Annotated in this window: 12 protein-coding genes; 3 read left to right on the forward strand and 9 right to left on the reverse strand. The window is 71.6% G+C overall.

Annotated features, from left to right (window positions below; all coding sequences use genetic code 11):
- Positions 1 to 285 precede the first annotated feature (285 nt).
- From ACFWTE_RS28180 to ACFWTE_RS28195, 4 genes are all read right to left on the reverse strand, one after another.
- Complete coding sequence (locus ACFWTE_RS28180; protein WP_378782948.1) at positions 286 to 1,296, reverse strand: hemolysin family protein; 1,011 nt, start codon at positions 1,294 to 1,296, stop codon at positions 286 to 288.
- The gene (locus ACFWTE_RS28185; RefSeq protein WP_378782949.1) at positions 1,293 to 2,675 is read right to left on the reverse strand and encodes a hemolysin family protein; all 1,383 of its coding nucleotides are present in this window, start codon (positions 2,673 to 2,675) and stop codon (positions 1,293 to 1,295) included. The genes ACFWTE_RS28180 and ACFWTE_RS28185 overlap by 4 nt, the downstream gene beginning before the upstream one ends.
- A gap of 235 nt (positions 2,676 to 2,910) precedes the next feature.
- A complete protein-coding gene (locus ACFWTE_RS28190) occupies positions 2,911 to 3,471 on the reverse strand; it encodes a TrmH family RNA methyltransferase (protein ID WP_378782950.1) in 561 nt (186 codons plus the stop codon).
- Between the two features lie 122 nt (positions 3,472 to 3,593).
- On the reverse strand, positions 3,594 to 4,253 hold the full coding sequence (locus ACFWTE_RS28195; RefSeq protein WP_378782951.1) for a class I SAM-dependent methyltransferase: 660 nt from the start codon (positions 4,251 to 4,253) through the stop codon (positions 3,594 to 3,596).
- A 139-nt stretch (positions 4,254 to 4,392) separates the two neighbouring features.
- Between ACFWTE_RS28195 and ACFWTE_RS28200 the strand changes: the two genes are divergently transcribed.
- On the forward strand, positions 4,393 to 4,899 hold the full coding sequence (locus tag ACFWTE_RS28200) for a dsRBD fold-containing protein (protein ID WP_378782952.1): 507 nt from the start codon (positions 4,393 to 4,395) through the stop codon (positions 4,897 to 4,899).
- A gap of 341 nt (positions 4,900 to 5,240) precedes the next feature.
- Complete coding sequence (locus ACFWTE_RS28205) at positions 5,241 to 6,506, forward strand: APC family permease (RefSeq protein ID WP_378782953.1); 1,266 nt, start codon at positions 5,241 to 5,243, stop codon at positions 6,504 to 6,506.
- Positions 6,507 to 6,564: 58 nt separating this feature from the next.
- Here ACFWTE_RS28205 and ACFWTE_RS28210 read toward each other — a convergent pair whose 3' ends face one another.
- The 5 genes from ACFWTE_RS28210 to ACFWTE_RS28230 form a co-directional block, all read right to left on the reverse strand.
- Positions 6,565 to 7,344: an NUDIX hydrolase gene (locus tag ACFWTE_RS28210; protein ID WP_378782954.1), complete on the reverse strand. Its 780-nt coding sequence runs from the start codon at positions 7,342 to 7,344 to the stop codon at positions 6,565 to 6,567.
- Positions 7,341 to 8,081: an HAD family hydrolase gene (locus ACFWTE_RS28215; RefSeq protein WP_378782955.1), complete on the reverse strand. Its 741-nt coding sequence runs from the start codon at positions 8,079 to 8,081 to the stop codon at positions 7,341 to 7,343. Before ACFWTE_RS28215 ends, ACFWTE_RS28210 begins: the two co-directional genes overlap by 4 nt.
- A gap of 140 nt (positions 8,082 to 8,221) precedes the next feature.
- Positions 8,222 to 9,169: a VWA domain-containing protein gene (locus ACFWTE_RS28220; protein WP_378782956.1), complete on the reverse strand. Its 948-nt coding sequence runs from the start codon at positions 9,167 to 9,169 to the stop codon at positions 8,222 to 8,224.
- A 77-nt stretch (positions 9,170 to 9,246) separates the two neighbouring features.
- Positions 9,247 to 10,215, reverse strand: a complete 969-nt coding sequence (locus ACFWTE_RS28225) for a DUF58 domain-containing protein (protein WP_378782957.1) — start codon at positions 10,213 to 10,215, stop codon at positions 9,247 to 9,249.
- Between the two features lie 4 nt (positions 10,216 to 10,219).
- Positions 10,220 to 11,287, reverse strand: coding sequence for an AAA family ATPase (locus ACFWTE_RS28230; RefSeq protein WP_378782958.1), 1,068 nt, complete (start codon positions 11,285 to 11,287; stop codon positions 10,220 to 10,222).
- A gap of 149 nt (positions 11,288 to 11,436) precedes the next feature.
- On the opposite strand from ACFWTE_RS28230, the gene ACFWTE_RS28235 reads away from it, so the two are divergent.
- The gene (locus ACFWTE_RS28235) at positions 11,437 to 12,156 is read left to right on the forward strand and encodes a hypothetical protein (RefSeq protein WP_378782959.1); all 720 of its coding nucleotides are present in this window, start codon (positions 11,437 to 11,439) and stop codon (positions 12,154 to 12,156) included.
- Positions 12,157 to 12,232: the final 76 nt, after the last annotated feature.

The raw sequence follows: 12,232 nt of genomic DNA on the forward strand, positions 1-12,232 counted from the left end.
CGCCAGATCAAGGACGGCGTCAACCTCCTCATGGAGCTCGGCGCCCTGCACCCCGAGGCCGAGACCGACTCCGGCAAGGGGGGCGGCAAGCGCCGGTGAGGAGGGGGAGGGCGCGCACGGCGCCCTCCCCCTCCTGCGTGGGCCCGTCCTGTGCTGGCCCGGGCCGACGACCGGTCAAGGAGCCCTGCGGCGCGGACCGCCGCCCCGCGGGGGCGGCCCGACACGAAGGGGCCGGGAGGGTCGAACGACCCTCCCGGCCCCTGTCGCGTGCCGGTCACACCACCGTCAGGCGGCCGTCTCCAGCAGCAACAGACGGTCCAGGATGTCCTGGAGCGTGACCAGGCCGATCACCTCTCCGTCCACCTCCACCAGGGACAGGTGGCTGCGGCTCTCCCGCATGATGCTCATCGCCGCGTACATCGGCGTCACCGAGGGCAGCGTGAGCACCGGGCGCATGAGGTCCGCCGCGGTGGTCCCGGCCGGGCTCGTCAGGGCCTCGCGCACGTGCAGGACGCCCACGGGCTCCTCCCCGTCCATCACCACCAGCCTCAGGTGTGTGGACTCGCGCGACACCTGCTTGATGTCCTCGACCCCGTGGGAGGGGGAGACCGAGGCGATCTCCTCCCGCGAGGTGACGATCTCGCTCAGAGGACGGGAGTTGACCTCCAGGGCGGTGGCCAGCTGGGCGCGCCGTTCGGCGTCCAGCGCGCCCGCCTTGGCCGAGTGCTCCACCAGCTCCCGCACGTCCTCCGGGTTGTGGCCCGAGGACATCTCGTCCACGGCCTCCACACCCAGACGGTGCAGGCACCAGTTGGCCATGCCGTTCAGCATCAGCAGCGCCGGACGGGTGAACCACATGAACGCCCGCATCGGCAGGGCGAGCATGATGGCCGACTTCTCCGGGTGGGAGATCGCCCAGGACTTGGGCGCCATCTCACCCACCACCAGGTGCAGGAAGGTCACGATGATCAGCGACACCACGAACGAGACCACGTACGCCACCGTGCTCGGCAGGCCGCTGAACAGCGGCTCCAGCAGGTGGTGGACCGCGGGCTTGGAGATCGCGCCCAGCGCCAGGGCGCACAGCGTGATGCCCAACTGCGACCCGGCCAGCAGCAGCGACAGGTCGCGGGCGCTCTTGAGCGCCGCCCTCGCTGAGGCGCTGGTCTCCGCAGCCTCCTCCAACCGGTAGCGGCGGGCCGCGACCAGTGCGAACTCGATGGCCACGAAGAACGCGCTCAGCGCGATGATGACCGCGGTCACGGCCATGGCCACCCACACGTTCATGTCACTCATGCGCGCACCTCCTCGGCACCGTTCTCGGCGGCTTCGCGCAGACGCAGCTCCACCGTGTGCGGAACGTGCCTCTGCACGGTGTTCACGATCAGTGTCAGCGCCATGTCGGGGTCGCCGTCATGGGCGCTGGCCGGGCGGGGCAGGGCGATGTCCACCCGGTCGCCCGCTTCGGGCAGCCGGTGCAGCTCGTGGATGACCAGACCGCCGATGGTCTCGTAGTCGCCCTCGGGCAGGTCGTGTCCGATCAGCCGCTCCACCTCGTCGATGTGCAGCGCGCCGGGGACCAGGTAGGAGCCCTCGCCGTCCAGGTCGGACGGCGACTCCTCGTCCGGGGTGTGCTCGTCGGCGATCTCGCCGACCAGCTCCTCGGCCAGGTCCTCGGTCGTGATGACGCCCGCCAGACCGCCGTACTCGTCCACGACGCAGGCGAACTCCTCGCCGACCTCGCGCAGCTGGTCCAGCAGCACGGGCAGCGGCAGGGAGGCGGGAACCATCACGGTCTCCCGGGCGACCTCGCTGACCTTCACGTTCGACAGGTCGCGGTCGCCCAGGGCGAGGACGTCCCGCAGGCAGATGACGCCCACGATGTCGTCCACCCCGTCGCCCAGGACCGGGAAACGGGAGTGGTCCGAGGCCATGAGGTCGACGACGCGGCTGACGGGGTCGCCCTCCTCCACGGTGGTCACCTCCGGACGCGGGATCATCGCGTGCCCGGCGGTGCGGTCGTGGAAGTCCAGGGTCCGGTCCAGCAGGGTGGACAGCTCGGCAGGCAGGTCTCCGCTCTCACGGGACTCGGCGATGATGCTCTCCAGGTCACGGGCGGTCGCCGCGTGCTGGACGTCCTCCACCGGCTCGATCCGTATGGCCTTCAGCAGCAGGATCGCGGCCTGGTCGAAGAGCCAGATGACCGGTCCGAAGATCTTCAGGTAGATCCCCGTGGACAGCGCCAGCGAGCGGGCCACGGGCTCGGGCCGGGCGATCGCCAGGTTCTTGGGGAAGAGCTCACCGAAGACCATCTGGATCACGGTGGAGAACAGAAGGGCGAGAACCGTTCCGATGGCGACGCCGGTCCCCGCGGGGACGCCGATGCCGCCGAGGAGTTCACCGATGCCCTGGCCGATCATGGGCTCGGCCACGTAACCCACCAGAAGGGCGGTCACGGTAATGCCCAACTGGGCGCCGGAGAGCATGAACGACGTGCGGTTGGTGATGCCCAGGGCCCGTTTGGCCCCCGCGTCACCGGCCGCGGCCCTGGCTCGCAGCCGCGAGCGGTCCACGGCCATGTAGCCGAACTCCTGGGCGACGAAGTAGCCCGTCGCCACGGTGATCAGGAAGACCACGAGGAATCCGAAGACGATACTGAGTACTGTGCTCATCATCGGGCACGCACCGCCTGATTCCGGCTCACGGTCGGATCCTGGTTGCTACGGGGGTGCGCACCCCTCGGAGAAGGAGGCTCGTCGGGGTCAGGGTCACAGCATCCATGGGGGATGCTGCTGGTACTTCGAGACGGGTCCACTGTTCCTCTCTCTGCGTTGACACGCGTTGAGTGTGTGACTGGTGTTGGTACTGCGATGGGAATGACGAAGAGGCTGCCGGGAAAGTTCCCGGTGCTCAGCTCCCGACGGGAGCGTCGGCCCCTTCGCCGAAGGAGGCCCACTCACGACGGCGGGCCTCGGCGAGGGCGATCGAGGTGGCAACAGCCACGTTCAACGATCCCACCCGCCCGATCTGGGGGATGTAGGTAACGGCGTCCGCGCCCGCGAGGAGGGCGGGGGAGCAGCCGTGGTCCTCGGCTCCGACGGCCAGGCACACGTCCGGCTCCAGCGGGGCGGCGTGCAGCGGCACCGCGCCCCGGGCCAGTTCGACGGCCACGACCTTGTACCCGTCGGCGCGCGCCGCGGCCAGGGCCTCGGCGGTGGAGGAGAGACGGGTGTGGCTCACCTTCGCGGCGGTGCCCAGGGCGGTCTTGCCGACCTTGGGGTCGTCGGGGTCCGCGCTGTTGCCCGTGATCCAGAGCTGGTCCACCCCGAAGGTCGCGCACGTGCGCAGGATCGACCCCAGGTTGAAGGGCTGGGTGACGGATTCGACGATGAGGGCGAGTCGCCCCTCGGTGCGTCGTCGCCATTCACGGTTCAGGCGTTTGACGTCGGTGGGGCGCAACTGCGTGCTCAACTGCGGTGTGTTCCTCAGCGGGTGTACCCGGGCGGTCCCGGTGTGCGGATGTTCGCAACAGGCTACCTGTCAGCGGGCCCGCGCGCACGCATGACCCGTCACACATCCAGGCAAAACGTCGCTCAGCCGCCCGAACGGCGCACGGCCAGAACCCGGTAACCGGCACGGGAGGCCACCCGTTCGGCGGGCAGGCCCTCGGTGTCCAGCCACTTCTGGAGCGAGTCGGAGCCCAGGTGCCGCTGCACCACGAGGTGGGCCACCCCTTCGGGGGTCAACCGGTTGACCCAGGTGCGGAGCATCGCGTGGAGCACACCCTTGCCCACCCGGATCGGTGGATTGGACCACAGCGCGTCGAAGGGGCCGAGCAGGTCCTCGGCAACGGGCACCTGAGCGGTGCCGTCCCCACCCTGCTCGCCTGCCAGGTCGCCCTCGGGGGAGACGACCGCGAACCGGGCGTTGTCCAGACCGTGCCCGGCGGCGTTGCGCCGGGCCAGGTCCACGGCGCGGGCGTTGACGTCCACGCCCAGCACGACCGCGCCCGGGGCGCGGGAGGCCATGGTCAGGGCGACGGGCCCGTAACCGCATCCCAGGTCGAGCAGGCTGCCGCCCGCGGGCAGGGCCGGAACCGTCTCCAACAGCACCCTGGTGCCGAGGTCGACCTTGTCGGGGGAGAACACGCCCCGGTCGGTGTTCAGGCGCAGGTGCAGATCCGGCAGGACCAGGTCGGCGGTGGAGGGCCGGCTGGCGGCGTCGGGGTCGGGGTCGAAGTAGTGCTTGGCCACGCCGTGACGCTACCAGGGCCGGTGCGGCGCCGTGCCCGGCAAAAACCTCACCTCCCCGCGGGTACGAAATCCCCAACCCCGGAGACCTCGCCCGGGGGAGTGCGGAAGATGGAGGTATCCGAGGTTTGTGGGGTATCCCATGCGAGCAGAGGTAGGGGACCGACTGGTGGTCGAGAGCCCGCGCGCCGACGCCCACCGCAGGACGGGCGTCGTCACCAGCATCCGGGGGGACCGAGGATCGCCCCCGTACCAGGTGCGCTGGCTCGACGCGGAGAGCGAGCACGACGTCCTGGTCTACCCGGGCCCGGACGCCCACATCGAACACCCGCCCGAAGACACGGGCGCGGAAGCGGAGGGGGTGGATCCCATGCACACGATGAAGCGCTGGAACGTCGACGTCGTGGTCGCGGAGGAGGCCGAGGGCGAGGCGGCGCGCACCTGGGCCGAGGTGGGCCTGGTCGCCGACGACGGTACGGCCCTGCGCGGTCACGGAATGGCACGCAAGCACCCCACGGACCTGGACATGCCGGAGATCGGGGAGGAGCTCGCGGTCTCGCGCGCCCTGTCCGACCTCTCGCGCCAGCTCCGGCAGGTCGCCGCGGAGGACATCAACGACAACGCCGGGACCCCGTGGCGTCCCACCTGACACCACCGGCGCACAGCCGCCACTCGTCCGCACTGGGAGCCTGAGGGTCCGGAACCGGCCACCTCCGCAACAGGAGGTTTGCACCCGGTGGTCACCGGCATCGGGCACACTCGGAAGTCGGACACGACTCCCGCCCCCTCGGCGGGGGGACGTCCCAGCCCCCACGGGCTGGGACTTCGTCGTGTCCACCGGGGAACGGAGGACGAGGGGCAGGACCACCCGAGCAGCACAGGCCCCGACGCCACGTTCCGAGGTACCGCTGTGCTCTTGCCGGAGGAACTCCGGGGAGAAGCGCGTTGCCGCCCGGCGCGGGCCGGGAGTACTCACGCAAGGAGACCTCGTTGACCACCTCTTCCGGGCCCCAGGCCGGACCCACCAGGGTCCTCGGCACCGTCGACGCCGTCGCCATCGGCGCGGCCTCGATGCTCGGAGCGGGAGTGTTCTCCGTCTTCGCCCCCGCGGCACTGGGCGCCGGGGCCTGGCTGCCCGTGGCCATCCTCATCGCGGGCACCGTCGCCTACTGCAACGCCGTCTCCTCCGCCAGGCTCGCGGCCCGCCACCCCCAGTCCGGCGGGGCCTACGTCTACGGGCGCGAGCGCCTGGGCGAGCTGTGGGGCTACCTGGCGGGCTGGTCCTTCGTCGTCGGCAAGGTCGCCTCGTGCGCCGCGATGGCGCTGACCTTCGCCGCCTACGTCCTGCCCGGATGGGAGAAGCCGCTGGCGGTGGCCGCCGTGGTGGCGCTCACGGCGCTCAACTACCGGGGCCTGAGACGTTCGACCCTGGTCGTCAAACTCCTGCTGGGCGTGGTCCTGGCCGTCCTGGCGGCCGTGGTCGCCACGATGCTCCTCAGCGGCCGCCTCGCGGCCGTCGCCGAGGTCGACGGCCTGGGCCCCTGGCCCGGCTCCTTCGGCGTGCTGGGCGCGGCGGGGATGATCTTCTTCGCGTTCGCCGGGTACGCGCGGGTGGCGACCCTGGGAGGCGAGGTCCGCGACCCCGAAACCACCATCCCCCGCGCCATCATGCTGTCCCTGGGCGGCGTGCTGGCGCTGTACCTGGTCGTCGGCACCGGCCTGCTGATCGTGCTGGGGCGCGAACGCCTCACCACCAGCACCGCGCCGATGGTCGACGCCGTCCAGGTGGCCGGGTTCCCCTGGATGGTGCCGGTCGTGGTGGTGGGGGCCGCCGTGGCCAGTCTGGGCGCGCTGCTCTCCCTCATCCTGGGGGTGTCGCGCACCACCGCGGCGATGGCCTCCGACGGACACCTGCCCCGCTCCCTCGCCGCGGTCCACGACCGCCACGGGGTGCCGCACCGGGCGGAGGTCGCCGTCGGGGCCGTGGTCGCCGTCCTGGTCCTGGCCACCGACCTGCGAGGCGCGATCGCCTTCTCCGCGTTCGGTGTGCTGGTGTACTACGCCATCACCAACGCCTCGGCGCTGAGGCTGGGGCCGGACGAGACCCGTCCGCCGCTGCTGGTCCCCCTGACCGGACTGGTGGGGTGCGTGGTCCTGGCGTGCAGCCTGCCCCTGCCGGCCGTCATCACGGGCATGGCGGTCCTGGCGCTCGGCGCGGGCCTGTGGTGGCTGCGCGTGTGGATCGCGCAGCGCTAGGGGTGTTCCGGGACGGCCCCGCTGCGTCCGCGGTGGGGCCGCGCGGGTGGGGCGCCGCCTACGCGCCGTCGCCGCCCTGCACGACCATGTAGGCGAGCCCTCTGCGGGCGGTCGTGGACAGGGGCAGGCCGGCCACCTCCTCGGGACCGAACCAACCGCAGTCGCAGGTCGAGCCGTTCTCCTCCAGGACCCGGGCCGGACCGGGGTCCGCGACGTACACGCGGAAGAAGGCCCACACCGCGTAGATCTCGTAGCCGGACGGCGGCACCCGGTGGTGGCTGGCCGCGGTGATCAGCGCGCCGACCTCACCGTCCTGGCCGGTCTCCTCGGCCACCTCACGTCGCAGCGCCGTGCGCACGTCCTCGCCCGCGTCGACGCCCCCGCCCGGCAGGTGCCAGGTGCCGGCCGCGGGGAACCCCTCGGCGATCCGGCTGAGCAGGACGCGCCCGGCGGGGTCGGTGACGATCCCGTACGCGGCGAACCGGCGCAGCCGGGGGCGGGTGTCCGGGGGGAACTCCTCGTCGGCCAGAAGCTCGGCGGCCGAGGGCGTCAGTGTGCGCCCGGCGGCGGTCGGCCAGGCGGCTCCGGTTCCGGCCTCGGCGAAGACCACCCGGTCCACGTGCAGGGGGGTGCCGTCGGGTGCCTCCACCAGCTCGGTCAGTACGTCCACCGCCCTCAGGGGCGTGTGGGGTGAGAGCCGGCCCAGGTCGCGGACCACGTCCGCGGGGTCCTGCCCGAACAGCACGCGTGCGCCGAGGACGCCCGGTCCGGCGGGACCGGCGGTGACCAGGTGGGCGGTGACGCGCCGCGCCGGTCTGGCCGGAGGGGCTGCGGTCACAGGGACCCCGCGGCCGGGGCCAGGCCGGGCACACCGAGCCCGACCATGCGCAGCAGTTCGTCGAGGCCGCTGATGGTGGTCAGGCCCTCGAAGCGCTGGCGGCCGTGACGGTCGATCAGCACCGGGCGCATCCGCGAGGCGACCGCGCCGACACCGTCGGACTGGACCTGGTCGCCGACGTGCCAGCAGGAGGCGGGGTCCACGCCCAACCGCCGGGCGGTCATGTGGAAGATGCGCGGGTCGGGCTTGCCCGCCCCCGCGGTGTCCGCGCACACGACGGCGTGGAAGTAGGGGGTCAGCTCCAGTGCCTGCAGCTTGGCGTGCTGGAGTGCCTCGGCCCCGTTCGTGAGCAGGGCGAGGCGGTAGCCGGCCGACATCAGGGCGTTGAGGGCCGGAACGGTGTCGGGGAAGACCCTCCAGGCGGAGCGGTGCGCCTCCAGGTAGAGGCGGTAGAGGTCGTCGCAGTGCTGGTCGGCGATGTCGGCGTGTCCGGCCTGAACGGCCAGGGCACGGACACGCTCGCGGCGCTGCTGCTCCAGGGTGAGGTTTCCCCGCAGGTAGGCGGCGAAGGAGATCTCGGTCTGCACGTCCCACAAGGCGCGGGCCGCGCCGAAGTCCGGGTGGCCGAGCCGCTCCATGACCGCGCGCAGTCCCTGGGACGACGCTCCGGCGTCGTCGATGAGGGTGTCGTCCAGGTCGAAGCAGATGGCGGTCGGCGGTGCGGGTGTGTTCGGCATCGTTCCTCAACAGAGTGGGCTGACAAAACATGCCAACGCTAACCCGTGGGCCTGACGCAAATGGTGTAAACCCCACCTAAAGGGATGTGGTCAAAGTCACCGCACGCATGGTGTATGGCGGGTTTCAGACCCCGCCCGCCTCACGGCAACCGCTGGAACCACAGCAGTGACGTGAGCGCGGTGGCCATGCCCAGAATGATCGCGACCAGCACGAACCGTGTGACGATTTCCTCGTGCACGAGTTCCGTGCCCAGGGACGAGCCGATGTCCTCGTAGACCTCGTCGAGCTCCGTCTCGCTCTCCGCCTCGTAGAAGTGCCCCTCGGTCTCCTGGGCCAGGCCCTGAAGCGCTTCCTTGTCGATGTCGGCGGGCACCTGGTAGCCGTCGATCTCGATCATCGCCGCCCCCGTGCCGAACGCGATCGCGGACACCGGCACCTCCTGCTCGGCCGCCGTGGAGGAGGCCTGCACGATGTCGCGTCCGCTGGTGTTCTCCCCGTCCGACAGGAGCACGATCGCCGCCGGCGGGGGGTCGTCCTCGGAGTCCTCGTCGAAGCTGCTGATCGCCTCCAAGGAGGCGAACACCCCTTCGCCGATCGCCGTACCCGGCCCCAGCTGGAGGTTCTCGATCGACCCGATCACGGCCTGGTGGTCCTGGGTGGGCGAGGACACCACGGTCGCCGTCGAGGAGAACGCCACCAGCCCCACGTTGAACCTGTCCGGGAGCGTCTCCACGAACCCCTGGGCCGACTCCTTGGCGGCCTGCAACCGGTCCGGCTCGATGTCGGTGGCCGCCATGGACAGCGACACGTCCACGGCCACCATGATGGTGGCCCGCTCACGCGGCTGCTCCACCGGCATCGCCGGCAGCGCCATCGAGGCGATCAGCACCGCCATGGACGACACGAACAGCACGGCCGGGACGTGCCTGCGGATGTCGGGCCGGTGCGGCGCCACCTGGTCCAGCAGCGCAAGGTTCGTGAAGCGCAGCGTGTACTCGCGCCGCTGGGTCTGCGCGAACACGTACGCCCCGATCACCACGACGATCAGGAGCAGCCACCACAGCCTCTGGGGCTCCAGGAAGGTCATCGCTCAGTCCCCCGTGCCTTGGCACTGTCCAGCGGGTCCGGCCCCGCGCCCTCGTTCGGTTCCGTCGTGTGCCGCTCTCACCGGGGAAAACCCGGTGTGTGGCGGGCCAGGTGGTGCGCGGTGCGCCGTTGGTGGATGACGAACCGTGCCGTGTCCAGTACCCAGTCCCGGTCGGTTCGTAGCACGAGGTGGTGCACTCCGCACCTGCGCAGCGCGTCGCGTACCGCCACCCTCTGGTCGCTCGCGGCCTGACGATAGCGCTCGCGCACCGCCTTCGTCAGCCGCACGTCGCGCACCCGGCCCGACCGGGGGTCGCGCATGGTCACGTCCCCGACCTCGGGAAGATCGAGCTCACGCGGGTCGACCACCTCCACCACCAGCACCTGGTTGCGCGAGGCGAGCTGGCGCAGGGGCCGCTCCCAGTCGACGTCCCCGCCGAACGCGGGGGTGTCCAGGAAGTCCGACACCACCACCCGCAGCCCTCGGCGACGGCGGGTGCGCACCAGGTCCGCGACCGCGTCGGCCAGGGTCGCCCGTTCGGGGGAGGGGGACCGCTCGTCCCCCGTCGGAGCTGCGGCCACCGTGGCCAGGAGCGCCAGCAGCGCCTCCTTGCCCGACCGGGCGGGCCAGCGCCGGATCCTGCCGTGGTGCAGGAAGTGGGCGCCGAACCGGTCGCCGACCTTCTGGGTGAGCAGGTTCGCGGCGACCATCGCGCCGACCGCGACATCGCGCTTGGAGCGCAGCCCGGTACCGAAGTCCATGCTCGGCGACAGGTCCAGCAGGGTCCAGCTCTCCAGCTCCCGGTCCGCGACCAGGTCGCGCACGTGCGGGATGTCGGTGCGCGCGGTGACCGCCCAGTCCATGCGCCGCACGTCGTCCTCGCCCGGCTGGTACACGCGGGCCTCGGCGGCCTCCGACCCCGGCCCCAGCCGCAGGCCGAGGTGCTCTCCGTGCAGCAATCCCTCCAGCCGGTGGACGATCTGCAGGTCGAGGCGGCGCAGGGCGGCGCGGAGGCGGGGATCGGTCCCGATCGCCGGTGTGGTCACACGATCACCTCGGGGAGGCGAAGGAAGCGGTCTCTCCGCTGGGCGGCTCGTCCCAGATCACCCGGGGCGCGAGGACGGTCGACAGGATGCGGTCGACCACCTGGGCCGGTGTGATCCCGTCGGCCAAGGCGTCGAAGGTGAGCACCAACCGGTGGGCGATGACGTCGTGGGCGAGCACCCGCACGTCGTCGGGGAGCACGTAGTCGCGCCCGCGCAGCAGGGCCAGGGCCCGCGCCGCGGCCACGAGGCCGAGGGTGGCGCGCGGACTGGCACCCACCTCCAGCGCCTGGCGCAGATCGGGCATCTGGTAGGCCTCCGGCTCCCGGGTGGCCATGACCAGCCGCACGACGTAGTCGGCGATGAGCTGGTGGACGTGCACCCGCTCGGCGTCGGACTGCAACTCGCTCAGGGTGACCGGGTCCAGGACCTGGTGCGCGGTGGGCGGGCTGCTGGACATCCGGCGGAGGATCTCCATCTCCTCGTGCGCGCGGGGGTGACCGACGTCGACCTTCATCAGGAACCGGTCCCGCTGGGCCTCGGGCAGCGGGTAGACGCCCTCGGACTCGACCGGGTTCTGTGTGGCGATGACGATGAACGGGGAGGGCAGTGGGTAGGTCGTCCCTCCGAGGGAGACCTGCCGCTCGGCCATGACCTCCAGCAGGGCCGACTGGACCTTGGCCGGAGCACGGTTGATCTCGTCGGCGAGCACGAAGTTGGCGAAGACCGGGCCCAGCTCCACGTCGAACTTCTCGGTGGAGGGATGGTAGATGCGCGTTCCGACGATGTCGGAGGGAACCAGGTCCGGAGTGAACTGGATCCTGGTGAACGAGCCGCCGGTGACCTTGGCCAGGGTGGACACGGCCAGGGTCTTGGCGATGCCGGGAACACCCTCGATCAGGCAGTGGCCCTTGGCGACCAGGGCGATGAGGGAGCGCTCCACCATGCGTTCCTGGCCCACGATGACCGTGGACACCTCGTGCAGCGCCGCGCGCAGCAGCCTGGTGGGCTCGCCCGGTGCGCTCTCGGAGCCCGACGGGGGCGCGGAGCCGTTTCCGGGTGAGGTTTCTGCCATGTCCCGCCTTCCTGGCTGGGAGCCCCGCGCGGGGGCACCGGATAGGTTGTGGATCACCCACCTGTGGCGACACTACCTGCTTCGCGGCCACCGGTCCGGTACACAACGCGGCGAAGCGAACCGGGTGGGGTTGGAAAAGGGGGCGTGACATGGCTGTTCCCACGATGGGACTGAACGAGGGCGATCCGCGCCAACTGGGCGGGTACCGGCTTGTGGGAAGGCTGCGCGACTCCTCCCTCGGCGTGGTGTACCTGGGGCGGGACGGTTCCGGGGGCCAGGTCAGCGTGGCGGTGCTCGACTCGGGAGCCGGAGGGGACGGTCCGGCGCGTTCCCGGTTCGTGGAGGCGGTCAGGGAGAGTTCGGACGTGGTCGCCGCACGCACCGACGGCCGGTCGCCCCTGTGGGTCGCGGTGCCCTACGACGCCTCGGGGCCGGGCGCGGAGGACTTCCTGGAGTCGGCGGCCCGGGCGGGGCGCGTGACCGAGCACGGGCCGGTGGTCATGCCGCACTGGGCCGGCTCGCGCGGCGGGACCGCGGTGCGGTGGGCGCCGTGGGCGGCGCGCGGTGACAGTGCGGTGGAGTCGGGGAGGGGCAACTGGTGGCTGATCGGCGGGCTGGGACTCGTCCTGTTGCTGCTCCTGCTGCTGGTGTCGCTCCTGTACTGGTGGATGCTCCAGTTCCCGCCGCCGGAGATGCCGGGGCCGGCGCAGCCCTCGGAGTCGGAGCAGGAGGAGGGCGGGGAGGGCACCCCGGGGGAGGAGCCCCAGCCCTCCGAGGGTGAGGGAGGGGGGAGCGGCCCCTCCCAGCCGATACCGAGCCCGGGGGAGGGCGACGGGGAGTGGGGCGAGCTGCCCGAGGACAACCTCTAGCCGCAATGCCGTTCGGTTAGCCGTCTGGTGGGCTTGGCAAGGCTTCGATCGTGATGTGGACGACTGTTCTGTGGGT

The organism is Nocardiopsis sp. NPDC058631 (assembly GCF_042716955.1).
Taxonomy (GTDB): domain Bacteria; phylum Actinomycetota; class Actinomycetes; order Streptosporangiales; family Streptosporangiaceae; genus Nocardiopsis.

What these genes read in the sequence shown, in the direction of transcription:
- ACFWTE_RS28180 (WP_378782948.1), bottom strand. Translation starts at nt 1,296, where the DNA reads ATGAGTGACATGAACGTGTGGGTGGCCATGGCCGTGACCGCGGTCATC.
- ACFWTE_RS28185 (WP_378782949.1), bottom strand. Translation starts at nt 2,675, where the DNA reads ATGATGAGCACAGTACTCAGTATCGTCTTCGGATTCCTCGTGGTCTTC.
- ACFWTE_RS28200 (WP_378782952.1), top strand. Translation starts at nt 4,393, where the DNA reads ATGCGAGCAGAGGTAGGGGACCGACTGGTGGTCGAGAGCCCGCGCGCC.
- ACFWTE_RS28215 (WP_378782955.1), bottom strand. Translation starts at nt 8,081, where the DNA reads ATGCCGAACACACCCGCACCGCCGACCGCCATCTGCTTCGACCTGGAC.
- ACFWTE_RS28220 (WP_378782956.1), bottom strand. Translation starts at nt 9,169, where the DNA reads ATGACCTTCCTGGAGCCCCAGAGGCTGTGGTGGCTGCTCCTGATCGTC.
- ACFWTE_RS28230 (WP_378782958.1), bottom strand. Translation starts at nt 11,287, where the DNA reads ATGGCAGAAACCTCACCCGGAAACGGCTCCGCGCCCCCGTCGGGCTCC.
- ACFWTE_RS28235 (WP_378782959.1), top strand. Translation starts at nt 11,437, where the DNA reads ATGGCTGTTCCCACGATGGGACTGAACGAGGGCGATCCGCGCCAACTG.